A 22,482-nucleotide genomic window follows, 5' to 3' on the forward strand; every position below is an offset into this window, starting at 1 on the left:
AGTGGGTTCCGTACTCTTGTTTAGTTTGATTGTGACAAGCGTTTTACCGCTGTCTGTAAAGCGTATGAATAACCGTCTGCACCCAGACCACAGATCACGCCAGCAGCGATATCTGACAGATAGGAATGGTGGCGGAACGGCTCTCGGGCGTGCACGTTACTCAGGTGGATCTCGATAAACGGGATACTCACCGCGAGCAGTGCGTCGCGAATAGCTACACTGGTGTGCGTAAACGCGGCCGGATTGATCAGGATATAGTCCACATTGTCTTTAGCCTGATGAATACGGTCGATGATTGCGTACTCCGCATTTGACTGAAAATGGTCCAAATCGACATTCAACGAAGCTGCTTCCGTCATCAGACGGTTAACAATTTCACTCAATGTTAGCGTGCCGTACTTCTCTGGCTCACGGGTGCCGAGCATGTTAAGGTTCGGTCCGTTCAAAACTAAGATCTGGAATTTATCCGCCATTGTGCCGCTATCTCCTGCGAATTTCCGGTAAAAAACAAAATATACCTTCAATGCGCGATTGTCACCTAATCAGAGTCTGAAAACTCCATCAGGAAAACCAAAGTCGCACATTATAACGATTTCGTAGCATTTGGCAGCTAAATACTGGTCTTATCAGGGAAGATTATCAACCGCTATCGGAAAAAGATTCACGGTCGATAAGTAATCTGCGGGAAAACGCACAGTTTCGCGAACTATCGCAACCACTGGCGGAACTTCTTGTAACGCCACGCTAAAAGCGCCAGTGCCAGCAGGGCATAGATGACTGGCTGCGGTGATAAAATCTTCACTGACCACAGGTAGTGGACGGGGGCGAGGATCGCGACAAGATAGACGAAGTTATGCAGAAGTTGCCAGCGCCTGCCCAGTTTTCGCTGGGCATATTGCGTGGAGGTCAGCGCTAATGCCAGCAATACCAGCCAGCTGACGATACCCAGCGTCAAATACGGGCGCGTAACCAGTTCGCGGCCTAACAGTGCCAGATTATTAATGCCCAACTCCAGAAGCGCGTAGCTGGTGAGGTGCAGCGTCGCCCAGGCAAAACACCATAACCCCAGCAGCCGACGGGTGCGTATCAAAAGTGGCTGTTTAGCGTAGCGTGCCAGCGGCGATATCAGCAAGGTTGCCATTAAAAATTTCAGAGCCATCCTACCAGTAAAATGTTGAATATCTTTCGCTGGATCGGCGCTGAATGCGCCGTGACTGACCGCCCAGAATAGCCAGATAAAAGGAAGCAACCCGGCCAGGTGCAATAGCACTTTGAGCCAGGTTATGTGCTTAATGGTTAAACGCACTCAGAAGTTCTCCCTTAAGTTCAGCCCGCGATAGAGCGAGGCCACTTCATCCGCGTAGCCGTTGAACAGCAGCGTAGGCTGACGCTTCACATCCAATGCGCCGCCAGAGCCGATAAACCGCTCGGTGGCCTGCGACCAGCGCGGATGATCAACATGGGGGTTCACGTTGGCAAAAAAGCCGTATTCACCGGGTGCCGCCAGGTTCCAGGTGGTCGGCGGACGTTCGCGGGTAAGCTTAATGCTGACGATCGATTTAATCCCCTTAAAACCGTATTTCCACGGTACGGTCAGGCGGATGGGCGCACCGTTTTGCGGCGGAAGTGCTTTGCCGTAAACCCCAACGGTCAGCAAGGTGAGCGGATGCATGGCTTCGTCGAGGCGTAAACCCTCAACATAAGGATACTCAAGCCCGCCGCCGATAAACCGATCCTTCTGGCCTGGCATCTCGTCCGGGGCGTAGCGCGTCTGGAAGGCGACGTACTTCGCATTGCTGGTGGGTTCAACCATGGCCAGCAGCTTGTGCAGCGGGAAGCCCACCCAGGGCACCACCATCGACCAGGCTTCCACGCAGCGCATCCGATAGATACGCTCTTCGAGCGGGAAACGCGTGGTGAGGTCGTGATGATCCAGCGTCAGGGGCTTTGCTACCTCGCCGTCGATTGTCAGGGTCCACGGATCGGTTTTCATGCTGCCTGCATTGGCGGCAGGATCGGCCTTATCCAGACCAAATTCGTAGAAGTTGTTATAGCCGGTAACTTTATCTTCCGGCGTGAGCGTCAGTTTGTTTTGCCATTCGGCCGGTTTCGTAAAGGTGAGCGGGGCACCGGAAGGGGCTTTAGGACGATCGTTGCCTTTAAACCAGTCGAGTAGATCGGCATGAGCCGCAGGCGTAAGGGTTAGCGCGGTGGCGCTGATGCCAAGCATTTTCAGGATCTGGCGGCGCTGTAACATAAAGACAGATTCTGACGTTACGTCGGCTTCCGTCAGTTTTCGGTTTTTCATGGCATCCTCCGTCATGCGTTTTTCTAAGCATGACGGAGGAGAAGCGTTAGCGCGAATATGTCACGAAAAATTGAAGATTAGGCAATTTTCACCAGCGCACGACCGTGGAACTGGTTGTCCATGATTTTACTGGCATATTCAGGTGCCTGGCTGAGTGTAATCTCGGTGGCGCTCTGGGTATAGAATGATTCTGGCAGGTCGCGCACCAGACGTTCCCAGGCTTCTGCGCGACGGGCTGACGGAGTCATCACGGAATCCACACCCTGCAGGCGGACGTTACGCAGAATGAATGGCATCACGGTGGTTGGCAGGGCAAAACCGCCCGCCAGGCCACAGGCCGCCACGCAGCCGCCGTAGTTCATCTGCGCCAGCACTTTCGCCAGGACTTTGTCACCGACGGTATCCACTGCACCTGCCCAAACCTGTTTTTCCAGCGGGCGGGTTTCGGCAAACTCTTCGCGGCCAAGAATGCGGTTGGCACCGAGCTGACGCAGATAGTCATGGGTGCTTTCGCGGCCGGACACAGCAGCAACCTGATACCCCAGCTTGTGCAGCAGCGTCACCGCCGTGCTGCCCACGCCACCGCTGGCACCGGTCACGACAATCTCACCGGACTCCGGACGAATACCGGCATCTTCCAGCGCCATCACGCACAGCATGGCGGTAAACCCTGCGGTACCGATGATCATCGCTTTGCGACCATCCAAACCTTTTGGCAGCGGTACCAGCCAGTCACCTTTCACGCGAGCCTGTGAGGCCAGCCCGCCCCAGTGATTTTCACCCACACCCCAGCCCGTGAGCAGTACTTGCTGACCCGCATGGAAGCGAGGATCTTCGCTGGTATGCACACGGCCCGCAAAATCGATCCCTGGCACCATCGGGAAATTTCGGATGATTTTACCCTTACCGGTAATTGCCAGTGCATCTTTGTAATTTAAACTGGACCAGTCGATATCGACGGTTACTTCGCCTTCGGGCAGTCGGCTCTCTTCAATGGCTTGCACCGAGGCAAGCGTTTTACCGTCCTGCTGTTCTAAGATCAAAGCCTGCATACAGGGTCCCCATTACGATTAAGATGATTGGAAAATAACGTCTGAAGACTATACTCGCTCAGTGCAACGCTATGCCGATTTAACGCAATAAATTGCCAGATACACCCGATTTGGTAGTATGCCGCATCTCAAATGCAAGTTAGCGCTTACTCGCTACCCCATCAACCCACGGAGTAATCTCAAGGATGCGATTAACGACGAAGTTCTCGGCTTTTATCACCCTGCTAACGGGGTTAACGATATTTGTCACCCTGATTGGCTGCTCCTTGAGTTTTTATAATGCCATCCAGGACAAGCTGATTAATCGGGTTGAGTCGGTTGCATCGGTTATTGATACGCGTTTGATTACGACTTCACTCCCGGCACTGTCGCCAGAGCTGGATGAACTGATGGTGCCGGTTGATATTGTTCGGGTAGACATCGATCAGGGAAAGCAGACAGTTTTCAGTCACACCCGGCGGGGGAGCTACCGTCCAGCCGGTACGGTCAGTCAGTATCGGGTCGTCACGGTTGATTCGCTTAAACATCCGGGTATGACCATTCGCATGGTCTATCAGGATCCGATGGCCAACTATTTTCACTCGTTGATGACCACCGCGCCTCTCACCATTGCTGTTGCTTTTATCGTGCTGCTTATTTTTCTGGCGGTTCGTTGGTTGCGCCGTCAGCTTGCCGGACAAGAATTGCTTGAAACACGCTCCGTAAGGATCCTGAACGGCGAGCGTGGCCCGCAGGTGCGGGGCTCGGTCTATGAATGGCCGACGCGCACCAGTAGCGCACTCGATGTGTTGCTCTCAGAAATCCAGTTCGCCAGCGACCAGCGTAGCCGCATGGACACGCTAATTCGCTCTTACGCGGCACAGGACAATAAAACCGGTCTGAATAACCGTCTCTTTTTTGATAATCAGCTGGCGACATTGTTGGATGACTCCGAAAAGGTGGGTACCCACGGCGTAGTCATGATGGTCCGCTTGCCTGATTTCGATCTGCTGCGCGACACCTGGGGACAGCGTGTGGCGGAAGAGAACCTCTTTACGCTGATCAATCTCCTGTCTACTTTTATCATGCGCTACCCGGGGGCGCTACTGGCACGTTATCACCGGAGCGACTTTGCCGTGTTACTGCCGCACCGCACGTTGAAAGAGGCGGAAAGTATCGCCAGCCAGCTTCTGAAAGCCGTCGACTCGCTGCCGCAAAGCAAAATGCTCGACAGAGACGATATGGTACATATGGGGATCTGTGCCTGGCGTGGTGGGCAATCGACTGAGCAGGTGATGGAGCATGCGGAAGCCGCTACCCGCAACGCCGTGTTACAGGGTGCGAACGGATGGGCGGTCTACGACGACTCGCTGCCGGAGAAAGGACGCGGAAACGTGCGCTGGCGTACTTTGATTGAGCAAATGCTCAGTCGTGGCGGGCCACGGATCTATCAAAAACCGGCGGTCCTGAAAAATGGCAATGTGCACCACCGCGAGTTGATGTGCCGTATTTTTGACGGCTCGGAAGAGGTTATTTCTGCTGAATACCTGCCGATGGTGCTGCAATTTGGATTATCCGAAGAGTATGACCGTCAGCAGATAACCCGGTTGATTCCGTTTTTATCGTTTTGGCCGGAAGAAAACCTGGCATTACAGGTTACCGTAGAGTCGTTAATACGCCCGCGTTTTCAACGCTGGTTGCGCGATACATTAATGCAATGCGAAAAATCGCAACGCAAACGCATTATTTTTGAACTTGCTGAGGCGGATGTAGGTCAACACATCAGCCGGTTGCGCCCGGTGGTACGATTGATCAACGCGTTGGGTGCGCGAGTAGCGGTCACGCAGGCCGGTTTAACGCTGGTCAGTACCCGTTGGATCAAGGAACTGGATGTTGAGTTATTAAAATTACATCCAGGTCTGGTAAGGAATATCGAAAAGCGCACGGAAAACCAGCTGCTGGTACAGAGTCTGGTGGAAGCATGCAAAGGAACGCAAACACAGGTATTTGCCGCAGGCGTGCGTTCACGGAGTGAATGGCAGATGTTGACAGAGCGCGGTGTAACAGGTGGTCAGGGGGATTTTTTTGCTGCCTCTCAGCCGCTTGACACCAATGTGAAAAAATATTTGCAAAGATACTCTGTTTGACCTGCCGTTTAATTTGTTTTCACGTAGAATATCGCGCCTGTAGCTTTGAGTATGACGAGCAAAACGCCAGTGAACGACCTGTAACGGGTTACAAATGAACATGAGGGACGCTGCTGTTTACTCAGCCCTGAGGGAATCCGGGGATGCATTTGTAACAAAGGAAACGTACTGCACAAATTTTCACCGCTGCAGATGATTTTTGCGCCTTGTCGCTGCTGCGTGTGGTTGGTAAAGTAAGCGGATTTTGTTTTCCGCCCCAGCTTTCAGGATTATCCCTTAGTATGTTGAAAAAATTTCGTGGCATGTTTTCCAATGACCTGTCCATTGACCTGGGTACCGCGAATACCCTTATTTATGTAAAAGGACAAGGCATCGTATTGAATGAGCCTTCTGTTGTGGCCATTCGTCAGGATCGTGCTGGCTCGCCAAAAAGCGTGGCCGCAGTGGGTCATGACGCGAAGCAGATGCTGGGTCGTACCCCTGGCAACATTGCCGCAATCCGCCCAATGAAGGACGGCGTTATCGCTGACTTCTTCGTGACTGAAAAAATGCTTCAGCACTTCATCAAGCAGGTTCACAGCAATAGCTTCATGCGTCCAAGCCCGCGTGTGCTGGTGTGTGTGCCGGTTGGCGCAACCCAGGTTGAGCGTCGCGCAATCCGTGAATCCGCACAGGGTGCCGGTGCACGTGAAGTGTTCCTGATTGAAGAGCCAATGGCTGCGGCAATCGGTGCGGGTCTGCCTGTTTCCGAAGCGACCGGTTCTATGGTGGTGGATATCGGTGGTGGTACTACTGAAGTGGCCGTTATCTCCCTGAACGGCGTGGTGTACTCCTCTTCCGTGCGTATCGGTGGTGACCGTTTTGACGAAGCCATCATTAATTACGTGCGCCGTAACTACGGCTCTCTGATCGGTGAAGCCACCGCAGAGCGTATCAAACACGAAATCGGCTCTGCGTACCCGGGTGATGAAGTGCGTGAGATCGAAGTTCGCGGACGTAACCTGGCTGAAGGCGTTCCACGCGGCTTTACCCTGAACTCCAACGAAATCCTGGAAGCGCTGCAAGAGCCGCTGACCGGTATTGTGAGCGCGGTAATGGTTGCGCTGGAACAGTGCCCGCCAGAGCTGGCGTCCGATATCTCCGAGCGCGGTATGGTTCTGACCGGTGGTGGTGCGCTGCTGCGTAACCTCGACCGCCTGTTAATGGAAGAGACAGGAATTCCTGTCGTAGTTGCAGAAGATCCACTGACTTGCGTCGCCCGTGGTGGTGGCAAGGCGCTGGAAATGATCGACATGCACGGCGGCGACTTGTTCAGCGAAGAGTAGTCATTGTGAAAGGGTAGCGCATTGCTACCCTTTCTCTCTGACGCGAGAATACGCATAGCCTATGAAGCCAATTTTTAGCCGTGGCCCATCGCTACAGTTTCGCCTTATCCTGGCGGTTCTGGTTGCGCTTGGGGTCATTATTGCCGATAGCCGCCTCGGTACGTTCAGCCAGATAAGAACGTACATGGATACCGCCGTCAGTCCTTTCTACTTTGTTTCAAATGGTCCCCGTGAACTGCTCGACTCCGTTTCTCAAACGCTGTCTTCGCGCGACCAACTCGAACTCGAAAACCGGGCATTACGTCAGGAACTGCTGCTGAAAAACAGCGAACTGCTGATGCTGGGACAGTACAAGCAGGAAAACGCGCGTCTGCGTGAACTGCTCGGCTCGCCGCTGCGTCAGGATGAGCAGAAAATGGTCACCCAGGTGATCTCTACCGTCAACGATCCTTACAGCGATCAGGTCGTAATCGACAAAGGTAGCGTCAACGGGGTGTATGAAGGCCAGCCTGTTATCAGTGATAAAGGCGTTGTGGGTCAGGTTGTGGCGGTTGCCAAACTGACCAGCCGCGTGCTGCTGATTTGCGATGCCACGCATGCGCTGCCGATCCAGGTTCTGCGTAACGACATTCGCGTGATTGCGGCCGGTAACGGCTGTACGGACGATCTGCAACTTGAGCATCTGCCTGCCAACACGGACATCCGTGTGGGTGACGTGCTGGTGACGTCAGGTCTTGGCGGACGCTTCCCTGAAGGTTATCCGGTTGCGGTGGTCTCTTCGGTGAAGCTGGATACGCAACGTGCGTATACCGTCATCCAGGCGCGTCCGACCGCCGGTTTACAGCGCCTGCGTTACCTGCTGCTGCTGTGGGGAGCGGATCGTAACGGCGCCAATCCGATGACGCCTGAAGATGTGCATCGTGTGGCGAATGAGCGTCTGATGCAGATGATGCCTCAGGTTCTCCCTGCGCCTGACGCGATGGGGCCGCCTGCGCCTGTACCGGCTCCTGCTACGGGATTAACGCAGCCGCCACCGCCACCTCAAGTCTCGGGTGGAGGGCAGTAGTGGCAAGTTATCGTAGCCAGGGACGCTGGGTTATCTGGCTCTCATTTCTTATCGCATTGTTGCTGCAAATCATGCCCTGGCCGGACGACATCCTCGTCTTCCGGCCAAACTGGGTATTGCTCATTTTGCTTTACTGGATCCTCGCCCTGCCGCACCGCGTAAATGTGGGCACAGGTTTTGTGATGGGTGCCATACTGGATCTCATTAGTGGCTCTACGCTTGGCGTACGCGCGTTATCCATGAGCATTATTGCGTACCTCGTCGCACTCAAATTCCAGCTCTTTCGTAACCTCGCGCTCTGGCAACAGGCGCTGGTGGTGATGTTGCTGTCACTTGCTGCGGATATCGTTGTTTTCTGGGCAGAGTTTTTAGTGATCAACGTCTCTTTCCGACCGGAAGTGTTCTGGAGTAGTGTAGTAAACGGTGTGCTCTGGCCATGGCTGTTCCTGCTGATGCGTAAAATTCGCCAGCAGTTTGCCGTGCAGTAAAAGGTTTCTATGACGTCTATCTATCTTGCCTCTGGTTCTCCGCGTCGTCAGGAGTTGCTCACTCAGTTGGGCATCTCCTTTGAACGTATCGTTACGGGTATTGAAGAGAAACGTGCTGAGGGTGAAAGCGCTCAGCAGTATGTTTCCCGTCTGGCACGTGAAAAAGCGCAGGCCGGCGTGGCGCAAACGCCGCGTGACCTTCCGGTGCTGGGGGCGGATACCATCGTTATCCTTAACGGTGAAGTGCTGGAGAAACCGCATGACGCTGACCATGCAGCGCGAATGCTACGTAAAATGTCCGGGCAAACGCATCAGGTGATGACGGCCGTTGCGCTGGCGGACAGCCAAAACGTGCTGGATTTCCTGGTCGTGACGGACGTGACGTTCAGAGTGCTTACCGACGACGAGATCGCCGCTTACATTGCCAGCGGTGAACCGATGGATAAAGCAGGTGCATACGGTATTCAAGGGTTGGGTGGCTGTTTTGTCAGGAAGATTAATGGCAGCTATCACGCCGTAGTCGGCTTACCGCTGGTGGAAACGTATGAGTTGCTGAGCAATTTTAACTCACTGCGTGAGGGAAGGGATAATTATGACGGCTGAATTGTTGGTAAACGTAACGCCCTCGGAAACCCGTGTGGCCTACATTGATGGTGGCATTCTTCAGGAAATTCATATTGAGCGTGAAGCGCGACGCGGAATCGTAGGCAATATCTACAAAGGTCGTGTCAGTCGTGTACTACCGGGTATGCAGGCGGCTTTTGTAGATATTGGGCTCGATAAGGCGGCATTTCTTCATGCTTCCGACATCATGCCGCACACCGAGTGTGTAGCAGGTGAAGAGCAAAAACAGTTTGCCGTCCGCGACATCTCCGAGCTGGTGCGTCAGGGACAGGATCTGATGGTGCAGGTGGTGAAAGATCCCCTGGGTACCAAAGGCGCCCGTCTGACCACCGACATCACGTTACCTTCCCGTTACCTGGTCTTTATGCCGGGGGCGTCGCACGTGGGGGTTTCCCAGCGTATTGAGAGCGAAACCGAACGCGAGCGTCTGAAGAAAGTGGTCAGCGCCTACTGCGATGAACAGGGCGGGTTCATCATCCGTACCGCCGCGGAAGGGATCAGCGAAGAAGACCTGGCCTCCGATGCGGCCTACCTCAAGCGCGTCTGGACCAAAGTGATGGAGCGTAAAAAACGCAACCAGACCCGCTATCAGCTGTACGGCGAGCTCGCGCTCGCGCAGCGCGTTCTGCGTGATTTCGCCGACGCGCAGCTTGACCGCATCCGCGTGGACTCGCGCCTGACGTATGAAGCGCTGCTGGAATTTACCGCCGAGTACATCCCGGAGATGCCTGGCCTGCTGGAGCACTACTCAGGCCGCCAGCCGATCTTCGATCTCTATGATGTCGAAAACGAAATCCAGCGCGCGCTGGAGCGTAAGGTCGAGCTGAAATCCGGCGGCTATCTGATCATCGATCAGACCGAAGCGATGACGACCGTGGATATCAACACCGGGGCGTTTGTCGGCCATCGCAATCTGGATGACACCATCTTCAATACCAATATCGAAGCCACGCAGGCCATTGCTCGCCAGCTTCGTCTGCGCAATCTGGGCGGCATTATCATCATCGACTTTATTGATATGAGTAATGAAGACCATCGCCGTCGCGTGCTGCACTCGCTTGAGCAGGCGCTGAGTAAAGATCGCGTGAAAACCAGCATCAACGGCTTCTCTCAACTGGGTCTGGTGGAAATGACCCGGAAACGGACCCGCGAAAGCGTGGAACATGTGCTGTGTAACGAATGTCCAACCTGCCACGGACGCGGTACGGTAAAGACGGTTGAGACCGTCTGCTATGAGATCATGCGAGAGATAGTCCGTGTCCATCATGCCTACGACTCAGATCGTTTTCTGGTCTATGCTTCCCCTGCGGTGGCGGAAGCGCTGAAGGGCGAAGAGTCGCACGCGCTGGCGGAGGTGGAAATTTTTGTCGGCAAGCAGGTAAAAGTACAAATCGAACCGCTCTATAACCAGGAGCAGTTTGACGTCGTAATGATGTAAACCGCAGTTCGCTGCGAGACCAAAGCTGACAAGGAGAGATGCGTGAGGCGATTGCCGGGGATTTTACTGCTTACAGGGGCAACGCTGGTCGTGATTGTCGCGTTGCTCGTGAGCGGGCTACGCCTCGTTCTGCCGCATCTGGATAGCTGGCGCCCGCAGGTGCTGGCGAAAATTGAATCCGCCACCGGCGTGCCGGTGGACGTAAGCCAGATCAGTGCGAGCTGGCAGAATTTCGGTCCAACGCTCGATGCGCGGGATATCAATGCCAGCCTGCAAGACGGCGGCCATCTGAAAATTAAACGCGTGACCCTGGCGCTGGATGTCTGGCAAAGCCTGTTGCATCTGCGCTGGCAGTTTCGCGATCTCACCTTCTGGCAACTCCAGTTTCGGACCAATACCCCGCTGCGAAGCGGCGACGGCGATCGGGGACTGGAAACCAGCCGCATCAGCGATCTCTTCCTGCGCCAGTTCGATCACTTTGATCTTCGCGACAGTGAAGTGAGCTTTATTACCCTTTCGGGGCAGCGTGCCGAGCTGGCGATCCCACAGCTGACCTGGCTGAATGGTAAAGACCGTCATCGTGCTGAAGGACAGGTAAATCTCTCCAGCCTGAATGGGCAGCATGGCGTGATGCAGGTGCGTATGGATCTGCGTGACGACAATGGGCTACTGAACAACGGGAAGGTATGGCTGCAGGCCGACGATGTGGATGTGAAACCCTGGCTGGGTGACTGGCTGCAGCAAAACATGCAGCTGGAAACGGCCCGTTTCAGCCTTGAAGGCTGGATGACGCTGACAAATGGGGAATTCGCCAGCGGCGACATCTGGCTGAAGCAGGGGGGCGCGAGCTGGAAAGCGGAGAACCAGCAGCATCAGCTTTCCGTGGATAACCTCACTGCGCACGTGACTCAGGAGAAAGAAGGCTGGCAGTTTGCTATTCCCGATACGCGCATCACCATGGACAACAAGCCGTGGCCACGCGGTGCGCTGACGCTGGCCTGGATGCCGGAGCAGGATGTCGGCGGGGCAAGCAGCAAACGCAGTGACGAACTACGTATTCGAGCCAGCAATCTGGATCTGACCGCCATCGAAGGGCTGCGCTCCATGGCGGCAAAACTCTCGCCTGACCTTGGTGAGATCTGGCTGGCCACGCAGCCGAGCGGGAAGATCGACGCCCTGGGGTTGGATATCCCGCTTCAGGCGACGGAAAAAACCCGCTTCCAGGCCACGTGGAAAGACCTGGCGTGGAAGCAGTGGAAACTACTGCCAGGCGCAGAACACTTCAGCGGCAAACTGGAAGGCAGCGTGGAAAACGGCAGGCTGACGGTCGATATGCACGACGCCAAAATGCCGTATGAAACCGTCTTCCGCGCTCCGCTGGAAATCGAACAGGGCAACGCCACGCTGAGCTGGCTTAAAAATGACAAAGGTTTTCAGCTTGATGGGCGCGATATTGATGTCAAAGCCAAAGCAGTACATGCGCGCGGGGATTTCCGCTATCTGAAGCCCGAAGGCGATGAGCCGTGGCTGGGTATCCTTGCGGGGATCAGCACTAACGACGGCTCGCAGGCCTGGCGCTACTTCCCGGAGAACCTGATGGGCAAAGCGCTCGTGGATTACCTGAGCGGCGCGATCCAGGGTGGTCAGGCGGACAACGCCACGCTGGCCTATGGCGGTAACCCGCATTTGTTCCCTTACAAGCATAATGAAGGCCAGTTCCAGGTGCTGGTGCCGCTGCACAACGCCACCTTCGCCTTCCAGCCGGGTTGGCCTGCGCTGAAAAATCTGGATATTGAACTCAACTTCCTCAATGACGGATTGTGGATGAAGTCAGACAGCGTTGCGCTGGGGGGCGTGACGGCCAGCAATCTGACGGCAAATATCCCGGACTACTCGAAAGAGAAACTGCTCATTGATGCGGATATCAACGGGCCGGGGAAAGCGGTTGGCCCTTATTTCGAAGAGACGCCATTGAAAGAATCGCTGGCAGCAACCCTTGAGCAGCTCCAGCTCGATGGCGATGTGAATGCTCGCTTACATCTGGATATTCCGCTGGATGGCAAGATGACCACCGCCAGGGGCGACGTGCATCTCAACAACAACAGCCTCTATATCAAACCACTCGAAAGTACGCTGAAGAATCTCAGCGGAGCGTTCAGCTTCGTGAACGGCAATCTCAAGAGCGAACCGCTTAAGGCCACGTGGTTCAATCAGCCGATCAATATCGATTTCTCGACCACCGAGGGCGACAAAGCGTATCAGGTGGCCGTCAATATGGACGCGAACTGGCAGCCCTCCGGAATGGATGTCTTGCCGAAGCCTATTGCGGAGTCGGTCAACGGTGCGGTTTCCTGGAAGGGTAACGTCGCCATCGATCTGCCTTACCACGCGGGGGCGCGGTATACCGTGGACATCACTGGCGACCTGAAAAATATCAACAGCCAGTTGCCAGCTCCTCTGGATAAAAAAGCCGGGCAGCCTCTGCCGATGAAGGTCAAGGTTGACGGTAACCTGAACAGCTTCGACCTGACCGGCAGTGCGGGCGGAACGAACCATTTCAATAGCCGTTGGCTGCTTAACCGCAAGCTTACGCTCGACAGAGCCATCTGGACGACAGACAGTCGCTCGACGCCGCCTCTGCCGGAACAGCCCGGTGTCGAGCTGAACCTACCGGCGATGGATGGTGCTGAGTGGCTCGCATTGTTCCAGAAAGGCGTGGGCCAAAACGTAGATAATACAGCGCAGTTCCCGCAGGCTATCACCGTGCGAACGCCTGTATTGACGCTGGGTGGACAGCAGTGGAACAACCTGAGCATTGTCTCTCAGCCCACCGCTAACGGCTCGAAAGTTGAGGCTCAGGGCCGGGAAATTAACGGTACCTTGACCATGCGTGATAACGCGCCATGGCAGGCCGCGATCCGTTATCTCTATTACAATCCAGCAACTGCAGCGTCTAAAGAGACGCCGACAGGCGCTTCACCGTTCAGCGGCACTTCGCGTGTGGATTTCAGCGGCTGGCCCGATCTCCAGCTACGCTGTGCTGAATGCTGGTTGTGGGGGCAAAAATATGGCCGTATCGATGGCGATTTTGCTATCCAGAACAACACGCTGAGCCTGTCCGGCGGCCTGATTGATACCGGATTTAGCCGTCTGACGATGGACGGCGTTTGGGTGAATAAACCGGGCGAAGAGCGCACTTCGTTAAAAGGTGTCCTCAAGGGCGAAAAACTGGATGCGGCAGCCAACTTCCTTGGTCTGGGTACACCGCTTCGCGGCTCGTCGTTCAATCTTAACTACGATCTGCACTGGCGCGCGGCACCGTGGACGCCCGATGTCGCCTCGCTTAGCGGTATCCTGAAAACCTATTTTGGCAAAGGAGAAATCGCGGACGTCAGCACCGGCCATGCCGGACAGATCCTGCGCCTGCTGAGCTTCGACGCGCTGCTGCGCAAGCTGCGCTTCGATTTTAGCGATACCTTCAACGAAGGCTTCTATTACGACTCTATCCGCAGTACGGCGTGGATCAAAGACGGTGTAATGCACACCGACGATACGCTGGTGGATGGACTGGAAGCCGACATCGCCATGAAAGGCTCGGTGAACCTCGTGCGGCGGGAGCTGGATATGGAAGCCGTCGTGGCACCGGAAATCTCCGCAACCGTCGGCGTTGCGGCAGCCTTTGTGGTGAATCCGATTGTCGGTGCGGCTGTCTTTGCCGCCAGTAAAGTGCTGGGGCCACTGTGGAGCAAGGTCTCCATTCTGCGTTACCGCATTACCGGTCCGATCGATAAACCGCAGATTAATGAGGTACTGCGCCAGCCGCGCAAAGATGCACAGCAATGATTTGACGTGGGCAGGTAATTGCCTCACTCTCAATAAATACGATCTTTATACCGCCACGGGCGGCAACGAACGAGTAGCAATACGATGAGTCTGAACCTGGTAAGTGAACATTTGCTCGCAGCGAACGGCCTGAGCCATCAGGACCTGTTCTCCATTCTTGGTCAACTGACCGAACGCCGTCTCGACTACGGCGATCTCTATTTCCAGTCGAGCTATCACGAATCCTGGGTTTTAGAAGACAGCATCATTAAAGATGGTTCTTATAACATCGACCAAGGCGTCGGCGTGCGTGCCGTTAGCGGCGAAAAAACCGGTTTTGCCTATGCCGATCAGATTAGCCTGGCTGCCCTGGAGCAGAGCGCGCAGGCCGCGCGTACTATCGTGCGCGACACGGGTGATGGCCGCGTAAAAACGCTGGGCGAAGTGCAGCACGCTGCGCTGTACACCAGCATTGACCCGCTGCAGAGCATGAGCCGCGAAGAGAAGCTGGATATCCTGCGTCGCGTGGATAAAGTGGCGCGCGCTGCGGACAAACGCGTGCAGGAAGTGTCTGCCAGCCTGAGCGGTGTCTATGAACTGATTCTGGTGGCAGCGACCGACGGAACCCTGGCCGCTGATGTGCGTCCGCTGGTGCGTCTCTCGATTAGTGTGCAGGTTGAAGACGACGGCAAGCGTGAGCGTGGCTCAAGCGGCGGCGGCGGTCGTTTTGGTTATGACTGGTTCCTTGGCGACGTCGACGGTGAAGCGCGTGCTGACGCGTGGGCAAAAGAAGCCGTGCGTATGGCGATGGTGAATCTCTCCGCCGTGGCGGCTCCCGCAGGGTCATTCCCGGTCGTTCTGGGCGCTGGCTGGCCGGGCGTGCTGTTGCACGAGGCGGTGGGCCACGGTCTGGAAGGCGACTTTAACCGTCGCGGGACATCCGTATTCAGCGGTCAGATTGGGCAGCTCGTCTCCTCTGAACTGTGCACCGTCGTGGATGATGGCACCATGCTCGATCGTCGCGGTTCGATTTCTATCGACGACGAAGGGACGCCAGGCCAGTACAACGTGCTGATTGAAAACGGCGTGCTGAAAGGCTACATGCAGGACAAACTCAACGCGCGCCTGATGGGCGTTGCGCCGACGGGTAACGGCCGTCGTGAATCCTATGCACACCTGCCGATGCCGCGCATGACCAACACCTATATGCTGCCGGGCCAGTCCACGCCGCAGGAGATTATCGAATCCGTTGATTACGGGATCTTCGCGCCAAACTTTGGCGGCGGCCAGGTGGACATCACCTCCGGCAAGTTTGTTTTCTCCACGTCAGAAGCGTATCTGATCGAGAAAGGCAAAGTGACCAAAGCGGTGAAAGGCGCGACGCTGATTGGCTCCGGTATTGAAGCCATGCAGCAGATCTCCATGGTCGGTAACGATCTGAAACTGGATAACGGCGTGGGCGTCTGCGGTAAAGAGGGTCAGAGCCTGCCGGTTGGCGTGGGCCAGCCAACGCTGAAAGTGGACAATCTGACGGTGGGCGGCACAGCCTGACCTGACCCTGCATAAAAAAGGCGCTACTGATGTAGCGCCTTTTTTTTAACGTAAGTTACCCAGCGGTATCTCCGGATCCGGCTCGTGAGTGATGCGATTACGCAAATCACGACGAATGATTTCGATCGACCAGAACCAGACCAGATGGCCGACGATCTCTGACACGTGTTCATACCACGGCAGCTCAAACAGCGGTGGCGTCAGCCCCATCAGCGGGAAGGAGATCATATGAACAAAAAGCTGAGCTAACGCACCCGCCAGCAAACCCTGCCAGAGTTTAATTTTTGGGAAGACTTCAGCAACTACGCAATAACCTACGGCGAACACGATTGAGAAAATAATATGTGTTACGCCGACCCAGTTAAATATATGCCCGGCAAAGGTATAAACCGCCGCGTTAGGATCGACGACGCCCAGCCAGTCGCGTAAAAAAACATAAGGTGGGTTTAAAAAATTGCGGGAACAGTCAATCTGACCTGCTGCCCGTAATAATTGCTCTGGCCCGCATGCGCCGGTAAATAAATCAGTCGGGCTGCGTGGCGGAAGCGGCACCTCGGCTCCCCATTTGACAAACGCGGAGACAATCCCGGCAATCAAACCAATGAACGCGGCGAGTCCATAGCGCCTGCGTGAAGGCGGTGTTTGTTCGAATATATTCATTTCTTTTCCTTGTTTAACGTCATCCTGCGAAATACATTTTATTATTCATGTTGGTAACAAACATATAACAGTCTGATGGGCAGACTGCTTATAAGGTAAATGGCGGGCGGCGGGAGTGTCAATTAGCCATTCCTGAGAGGAGGGCGGGAATATTCCTGAATGAATGTGTGTACTATCAGGGAAATATTCATGCCAAATATTATTATGGCGTTTATTTTATTACTCCTTTCTCCTTCCGCGCATCCCCTGAAACAGCTCCGCCACTTCGACAAAATACTCGGTCAGGTAGTTAATACACACCTGTACTTTGAGAGGGAGTTTGTCCTTCTCGGTATACAGAGCGTAGACCGGACGTGGATCGGACTGGTAGCGCGGGAAGAGGATCTCCAGTACGCCGCTGTTGATCTCATTGATCACCCACATTAGCGGCACGTAAGCGATCCCGGCACCGGCCACCAGCCAGCGGGAGATGGTCATCGGATCGTTGGTGACGAACCGGCCTTCCGGCAGCAGTTTGGTGGAGATCCCTTCCGGGGCAATCAGTTCGAATTCGTTATCCGGGCGTACGCTGTATTCCAGCCAGGAGTGGTTGCTAAGATCGGCAGGCTTCTCCGGAACGCCGTACTGAGCCAGATAGCTTTTTGAGGCGCAGACCACCATCGGCATGCTCCCCAGCCGACGCGAAAAGAGGCTCGAATCCTGTAACGCCCCGACGCGGATCACCACATCTAATCCGTCGGCGATCAGGTCCGGCGCGGGGATACCCGTCACCAGATTTACCGTTAAACCCGGATACTCTTTCAGCATTTCCGCCGTCATGGCAGCGAGAACATTTTGTGCCATAGTTGAAGAACACCCAATGCGCAGCGTACCGATGGGGGTGTTATTGAAGGCGTAGAGCTGTTCGTGCACATCCTGCACTTCATGCATCATTCGACGGCAGCCCTGGTAATAAATTTTACCCGCTTCCGTCAGGCCAATGCTGCGGGTACTGCGGTTAAGCAGCTTTACCTGCAGTTCATCTTCCAGTTTTGACACCGTCTGGCTGATGGAAGAGACACTCATCTGCAATTGACGCGCAGCGGCGGTAAATGAGCCGAGCTCCACCACTTTGGCGAAGACGGACATGCGTTTTAAACGTTCCATTGTTCACTCTGGCTTAAAAGTGATTTAGATCACATATTATAGATAACAGCATAACAGTTACGTTAATATATTATTAATTACATAACGGCTGCGCCATTCTCGCCCGGCGTTTCTTGCTCTCCTGCGATGGCGTGCGCTAAAAAAAATCTGAAGCCTGCACTCTCTCTTATCAAGGTCAACATGAGTCTGTTTCCTGTAATCGTGGTGTTCGGTCTGTCGTTCCCACCGATATTTTTCGAGCTTCTTTTATCACTGGCGATCTTCTGGCTGGTGCGCAAGGTGCTGGTCCCTACCGGGATCTACGATTTCGTCTGGCACCCTGCATTGTTCAATACCGCGCTGTATTGCTGCCTGTTCTATCTGATATCGCGCATGTTTGTCTGAGGTTGATGTGAAAACGCTAATAAGAAAAGTCTCCCGCACTGCCATCACCATGGCGCTGGTCGTTCTGGCGTTTATCGCCATTTTCCGCGCCTGGGTTTATTACACTGAATCACCGTGGACGCGCGATGCGCGCTTCAGCGCCGATGTGGTGGCGATTGCCCCCGATGTGGCCGGGCTTATCACGGCGGTTAACGTCCACGATAACCAACTGGTGAAAAAAGATCAGGTTCTGTTCACCATTGACCAACCTCGCTATCAAAAAGCGTTAGAAGAAGCGGAAGCCGACGTGGCGTATTACAAGGCTCTGGCTGCAGAAAAACGCCGTGAAGCCGGACGTCGTAACCAGCTGGGCGTGCAGGCGATGTCTCGCGAAGAAATTGACCAGTCTAACAACGTGCTGCAAACCGTTCTGCACCAGCTGGCGAAAGCTGAGGCGACGCGCGATCTGGCCAGGCTCGATCTTGATCGTACGGTGATTCGCGCGCCGTCCGATGGCTGGGTGACCAACCTGAACGTCTATGCCGGGGAATTTATTACCCGTGGCTCTACCGCCGTGGCGCTGGTTAAACAGCACTCCTTCTACGTGCTCGCCTATATGGAAGAGACCAAGCTGGAAGGCGTTCGCCCGGGGTATCGCGCGGAGATCACGCCGCTCGGCAGCAATCGTGTGTTTAAAGGGACTGTTGATAGCGTCGCGGCAGGGGTCACTAACTCCAGCAGCTCGAACGATACCAAAGGGATGGCGACGGTAGATTCCAACCTGGAATGGGTCCGTCTGGCGCAGCGCGTGCCGGTACGTATCCATCTGGATGAGCAGCAGGGGAACCTGTGGCCTGCGGGCACCACGGCAACGGTGGTCATCACCGGGGAAAAAGACCGCGATGCCAGCCAGGACTCCATTTTCCGTAAAATCGCCCACCGCCTGCGCGAGTTTGGTTAATCGCTATGGGTATCTTTTCCATCGCCAGCCAGCACATTCGCTTCGCCGTGAAGCTGGCATGTGCCATCGTGCTGGCGCTGTTTGTCGGCTTTCACTTCCAGCTTGAAACGCCCCGCTGGGCGGTGCTGACGGCAGCTATCGTTGCGGCTGGCCCCGCCTTTGCCGCGGGCGGTGAACCTTACTCTGGCGCCATCCGCTACCGCGGTATGCTGCGTATCGTCGGGACGTTTATCGGCTGTTTCGCCGCGCTCACCATCATTATTTTGATGATCCGCACCCCGCTGCTGATGATCATGGTGTGCTGTATCTGGGCAGGGTTCTGCACCTGGATCTCTTCGCTGGTCAAAGTTGAAAACTCCTACGCATGGGGGCTGGCGGGCTATACCGCGCTGATCATTGTCATCACCATTCAGTCCGAACCGCTGCTTGCCCCACAGTTTGCGGTTGAACGCTGCAGCGAGATTGTCATTGGTATCGTCTGCGCGATCGTGGCGGATCTGCTTTTCTCCCCGCGCTCCATCAAGCAGGAAGTCGACCGTGAGCTCGACGCGCTGATTGTTGCCCAGTACCAGCTGATGCAGTTGTGCATCAAGCACGGTGACAGCGAAGAGGTGGATAAAGCGTGGAGCAGCCTGGTGCGCCGCACGCAGGCGCTGGAGGGAATGCGCAGCAACCTCAACATGGAATCTTCGCGCTGGGAACGCGCCAACCGTCGCCTGAAAGCGATCAATACCGTTTCCTTAACGCTGATCACCCAGGCGTGCGAAACCTATCTGATTCAGAATACGCGGCCGGAGGTGGTAACGGACACCTTCCGTGAGCTCTTTGACGAACCGGTCGAAACGGTGCAGGACGTGCACCGGCAGCTCAAACGCATGCGTCGCGTTATCGGCTGGACGGGGGAACGCGATACGCCGGTGACGATTTACACCTGGGTCGGGGCCGCGACGCGCTACCTGCTGCTTAAGCGCGGTGTGACGGGTAATACCAAAATCAGCGCGGCGGAAGAAGAGGTGCTGCAGGGCGAGGTGGTGATCAAGCCGGAATCGGCAGAACGCCATCACGCCATGGTCAACTTCTGGCGCACCACGCTGGCCTGTATGCTCGGCACGCTGTTCTGGCTGTGGACCGGCTGGACGTCCGGTAGCGGCGCAATGGTCATGATTGCCGTCGTTACCGCGCTGGCGATGCGCCTGCCCAACCCGCGCATGGTCGCCATCGATTTCCTCTACGGCACCATTGCCGCACTGCCCATTGGTGCGCTCTACTTCCTGGTGATCATCCCGTCGACACAGCAAAGCATGCTGCTGCTCTGCATTAGCCTGGCGGTAATGGCATTCTTTATTGGGATAGAAGTGCAGAAGCGCCGTCTGGGATCGCTGGGTGCGCTGGCCAGTACCATTAACATTATTGTGCTGGATAACCCGATGACCTTCCATTTCAGCCAGTTCCTCGACAGCGCGTTAGGTCAGCTGGTGGGCTGTTTCCTGGCGATGATGGTGATACTGCTGGTGCGGGATAACTCTCAGGCGCGGACCGGTCGTGTGCTGTTGAATCAGTTTGTGTCGGCTGCCGTATCATCCATGACAACCAACGCCGCGCGTCGCAAAGAGAACCACCTTCCTGCGCTTTATCAGCAGCTGTTCCTGCTGCTCAATAAATTTCCGGGGGACGTTGCCAGGTTCCGTCTGGCGTTAACCATGATCATCGCGCACCAGCGCCTGCGGAATGCACCTGTGCCGGTTAACGACGATCTGTCTGCCTTTCACCGTCAGTTGCGCCACACGGCCGACCATGTGATCGCGGCGTCCAGCGATGACAAACGGCGTCGCTATTTTAAACAGCTGCTTGAAGAGCTAGACATCTACCAGGAGAAGCTCAAGGCCTGGGATGCGCCACCTCAGGTCACCGAGCCGGTCGGGCGATTGGTCTTCATGCTGCATCGCTACCAGAATGTCCTGACTGACAATTAAGTGAGATTAAAAACCGACGCCAAAAGCGTCGGTTTTTTTGTGGCTATACTTAGTTCTGCAGGCTCTTACATTCAGGAAGGGAGGACACATGACTACCCAGGCTCTCCAGGACAACATTCTTTTTCAAAACGGATATCTTGTTAACGGCATCTGGAAAACTCTCGATACCACGTTTGACGTGCTGAACCCGGCGACAGGTGACGTGATCGCCAAAGTGGCGAAAGCCGGTAAAGCGGAAACCGAAGAAGCGATTGCCGCCGCGACAAAAGCCTTCCCCGCGTGGCGCGCCAAAACCGCGAAGGAGCGTTCGACGATCCTCTATCGCTGGTATGAACTGATTATCGAAAACAAAAGCTGGCTCGGACGGTTAATGACCACCGAACAGGGCAAGCCCCTGAAAGAAGCCGAGGGCGAAGTGGAGTATGCCGCCAGCTTTATCCAGTGGTTTGCTGAGCAGGCCAAGCGCGCGAACGGTGAAATTATCCCTCCGGTGAAACCCGGCTCCCGCATTCTGGCGACCCGCGAACCCATCGGCGTGGTTGCCGCCATTACGCCGTGGAACTTCCCGATGGCGATGCTCACCCGCAAGCTCGGTCCGGCGTTGGCCGCAGGGTGTACCGGCGTGATTAAACCCGCCAACAATACTCCGCTGAGCGCTTTTGCCCTGCTCACACTGGCGAAGCAGGCTGGCGTGCCGGACGGCGTACTCAATGCGGTGGCGGGCAATACGCATGAAATCAGCGACGCGATCATGGCCAGCCATGATGTGCGCAAAATCTCCTTCACCGGGTCAACCTCTGTGGGGAAAACCCTGGTGCGCAACGCTGCCGAGACGATGAAGAAAGTGTCGATGGAACTGGGGGGCAATGCGCCCTATATCGTTTTTGAGGACGCGGATATTGATGCAGCCGTTAAGGGCGCGATTGCGAACAAGTTCCGCAACGCCGGGCAGGTCTGCGTCAGCGTAAACCGTTTTTATATTCAGGAAACGGTCTATGACAAGTTTGTGAACCAACTCGCCGATGCGGTAAACGCTTTGAAAGTCGGCAACGGCCTGGAAGAGGGCGTCGTTGTTGGTCCGCTGATTGACGGTTCCGCCGTCGATAAAGTACGCGAACATGTAGAAGATGCCGTTGCAAAAGGCGCCACGGTGCTGGCAGGCGGCAAAGCGCATTCCCTCGGCGGCAACTTCTGGGTGCCCACGGTACTCGGTGATTGTCATGAAGGAATGAAGCTGGCGGAAGAGGAGACGTTTGGCCCGGTGGCCGCCTGCTTCCGGTTTACGTCGGAAGACGAAGTGATTATGCGCGCCAACAACACCCCTTACGGGCTGGCGGCCTATTTCTACACTCAGAACCTGTCGCGCGTGTTCCGCGTCTCACAGGCGATTGAAAGCGGGATGATTGGGATCAACGAGTGTGCCGTATCCACCGAACTGGGACCCTTTGGTGGCGTAAAAGAGTCCGGGCTGGGGCGCGAAGGTTCCGTGCTGGGGCTGGAAGAGTTTCTGGAAGTCAAAACCCTGCATATCGGGGGATTATAATAGACAGGGCGGCCTATTCCGCCCGCCTGTACCAGG

18 protein-coding genes are annotated in these 22,482 nt (G+C 55.4%); 12 read left to right on the forward strand and 6 right to left on the reverse strand.

The features are described 5' to 3' along the window. Window positions 1–20 precede the first annotated feature (20 nt). The 4 genes from aroQ to K5E19_RS10045 form a co-directional block, all read right to left on the reverse strand. Window positions 21–473, reverse strand: coding sequence for a type II 3-dehydroquinate dehydratase (gene aroQ / locus K5E19_RS10030; RefSeq protein ID WP_108416103.1), 453 nt, complete (start codon window positions 471–473; stop codon window positions 21–23). Between the two features lie 233 nt (window positions 474–706). Continuing rightward, entirely contained in the window at window positions 707–1,306 is a 600-nt protein-coding gene (gene msrQ / locus K5E19_RS10035; RefSeq protein ID WP_221551078.1) for a protein-methionine-sulfoxide reductase heme-binding subunit MsrQ, read from the reverse strand. Further along, window positions 1,307–2,308, reverse strand: coding sequence for a protein-methionine-sulfoxide reductase catalytic subunit MsrP (msrP, locus tag K5E19_RS10040; protein ID WP_221551079.1), 1,002 nt, complete (start codon window positions 2,306–2,308; stop codon window positions 1,307–1,309). 77 nt (window positions 2,309–2,385) lie between these two features. Further along, the gene (locus K5E19_RS10045; protein ID WP_221551081.1) at window positions 2,386–3,360 is read right to left on the reverse strand and encodes an MDR family oxidoreductase; all 975 of its coding nucleotides are present in this window, start codon (window positions 3,358–3,360) and stop codon (window positions 2,386–2,388) included. A 185-nt stretch (window positions 3,361–3,545) separates the two neighbouring features. On the opposite strand from K5E19_RS10045, the gene csrD reads away from it, so the two are divergent. The 8 genes from csrD (at window position 3,546) to tldD (ending at window position 15,800) form a co-directional block, all read left to right on the forward strand. Further along, a complete protein-coding gene (csrD, locus tag K5E19_RS10050) occupies window positions 3,546–5,486 on the forward strand; it encodes an RNase E specificity factor CsrD (protein ID WP_221551083.1) in 1,941 nt (646 codons plus the stop codon). A 281-nt stretch (window positions 5,487–5,767) separates the two neighbouring features. Then, complete coding sequence (mreB, locus tag K5E19_RS10055) at window positions 5,768–6,811, forward strand: rod shape-determining protein MreB (RefSeq protein WP_000913396.1); 1,044 nt, start codon at window positions 5,768–5,770, stop codon at window positions 6,809–6,811. A gap of 61 nt (window positions 6,812–6,872) precedes the next feature. Beyond that, window positions 6,873–7,877: a rod shape-determining protein MreC gene (gene mreC, locus K5E19_RS10060; RefSeq protein ID WP_010436162.1), complete on the forward strand. Its 1,005-nt coding sequence runs from the start codon at window positions 6,873–6,875 to the stop codon at window positions 7,875–7,877. Further along, the gene (gene mreD / locus K5E19_RS10065) at window positions 7,877–8,365 is read left to right on the forward strand and encodes a rod shape-determining protein MreD (protein ID WP_010436160.1); all 489 of its coding nucleotides are present in this window, start codon (window positions 7,877–7,879) and stop codon (window positions 8,363–8,365) included. Before mreC ends, mreD begins: the two co-directional genes overlap by 1 nt. 9 nt (window positions 8,366–8,374) lie before the next feature. Then, window positions 8,375–8,968, forward strand: coding sequence for a nucleoside triphosphate pyrophosphatase (locus tag K5E19_RS10070; RefSeq protein WP_221551085.1), 594 nt, complete (start codon window positions 8,375–8,377; stop codon window positions 8,966–8,968). Next, complete coding sequence (rng, locus tag K5E19_RS10075; RefSeq protein WP_010436156.1) at window positions 8,958–10,427, forward strand: ribonuclease G; 1,470 nt, start codon at window positions 8,958–8,960, stop codon at window positions 10,425–10,427. The genes K5E19_RS10070 and rng overlap by 11 nt, the downstream gene beginning before the upstream one ends. 42 nt (window positions 10,428–10,469) lie before the next feature. Then, a complete protein-coding gene (gene yhdP, locus K5E19_RS10080) occupies window positions 10,470–14,270 on the forward strand; it encodes an AsmA2 domain-containing protein YhdP (protein ID WP_221551087.1) in 3,801 nt (1,266 codons plus the stop codon). 84 nt (window positions 14,271–14,354) lie between these two features. Continuing rightward, window positions 14,355–15,800 (forward strand): metalloprotease TldD, encoded by a 1,446-nt coding sequence (tldD, locus tag K5E19_RS10085; RefSeq protein ID WP_108416109.1) that lies wholly within the window; start codon window positions 14,355–14,357, stop codon window positions 15,798–15,800. A gap of 45 nt (window positions 15,801–15,845) precedes the next feature. On the opposite strand, the gene K5E19_RS10090 is transcribed toward tldD, so the two are convergent. Both K5E19_RS10090 and aaeR read right to left on the reverse strand, forming a co-directional pair. Next, complete coding sequence (locus K5E19_RS10090) at window positions 15,846–16,460, reverse strand: YagU family protein (RefSeq protein WP_221551089.1); 615 nt, start codon at window positions 16,458–16,460, stop codon at window positions 15,846–15,848. A gap of 219 nt (window positions 16,461–16,679) precedes the next feature. Further along, complete coding sequence (gene aaeR, locus K5E19_RS10095; RefSeq protein WP_042715199.1) at window positions 16,680–17,606, reverse strand: HTH-type transcriptional activator AaeR; 927 nt, start codon at window positions 17,604–17,606, stop codon at window positions 16,680–16,682. Between the two features lie 180 nt (window positions 17,607–17,786). Here aaeR and aaeX point away from each other — a divergent pair, with 180 nt between their 5' ends. The 4 genes from aaeX (at window position 17,787) to K5E19_RS10115 (ending at window position 22,446) form a co-directional block, all read left to right on the forward strand. Continuing rightward, complete coding sequence (aaeX, locus tag K5E19_RS10100) at window positions 17,787–17,990, forward strand: p-hydroxybenzoic acid efflux pump operon protein AaeX (protein ID WP_003860416.1); 204 nt, start codon at window positions 17,787–17,789, stop codon at window positions 17,988–17,990. Window positions 17,991–17,997: 7 nt separating this feature from the next. Next, window positions 17,998–18,930, forward strand: coding sequence for a p-hydroxybenzoic acid efflux pump subunit AaeA (aaeA, locus tag K5E19_RS10105; RefSeq protein ID WP_221551091.1), 933 nt, complete (start codon window positions 17,998–18,000; stop codon window positions 18,928–18,930). A 5-nt stretch (window positions 18,931–18,935) separates the two neighbouring features. Continuing rightward, on the forward strand, window positions 18,936–20,903 hold the full coding sequence (gene aaeB, locus K5E19_RS10110; RefSeq protein ID WP_221551093.1) for a p-hydroxybenzoic acid efflux pump subunit AaeB: 1,968 nt from the start codon (window positions 18,936–18,938) through the stop codon (window positions 20,901–20,903). Window positions 20,904–20,991: 88 nt separating this feature from the next. Next, window positions 20,992–22,446 (forward strand): NAD-dependent succinate-semialdehyde dehydrogenase, encoded by a 1,455-nt coding sequence (locus tag K5E19_RS10115; protein ID WP_221551094.1) that lies wholly within the window; start codon window positions 20,992–20,994, stop codon window positions 22,444–22,446. Window positions 22,447–22,482 lie beyond the last annotated feature (36 nt).

This window comes from Enterobacter sp. RIT637 (assembly GCF_019718755.1).
GTDB lineage: Bacteria > Pseudomonadota > Gammaproteobacteria > Enterobacterales > Enterobacteriaceae > Enterobacter.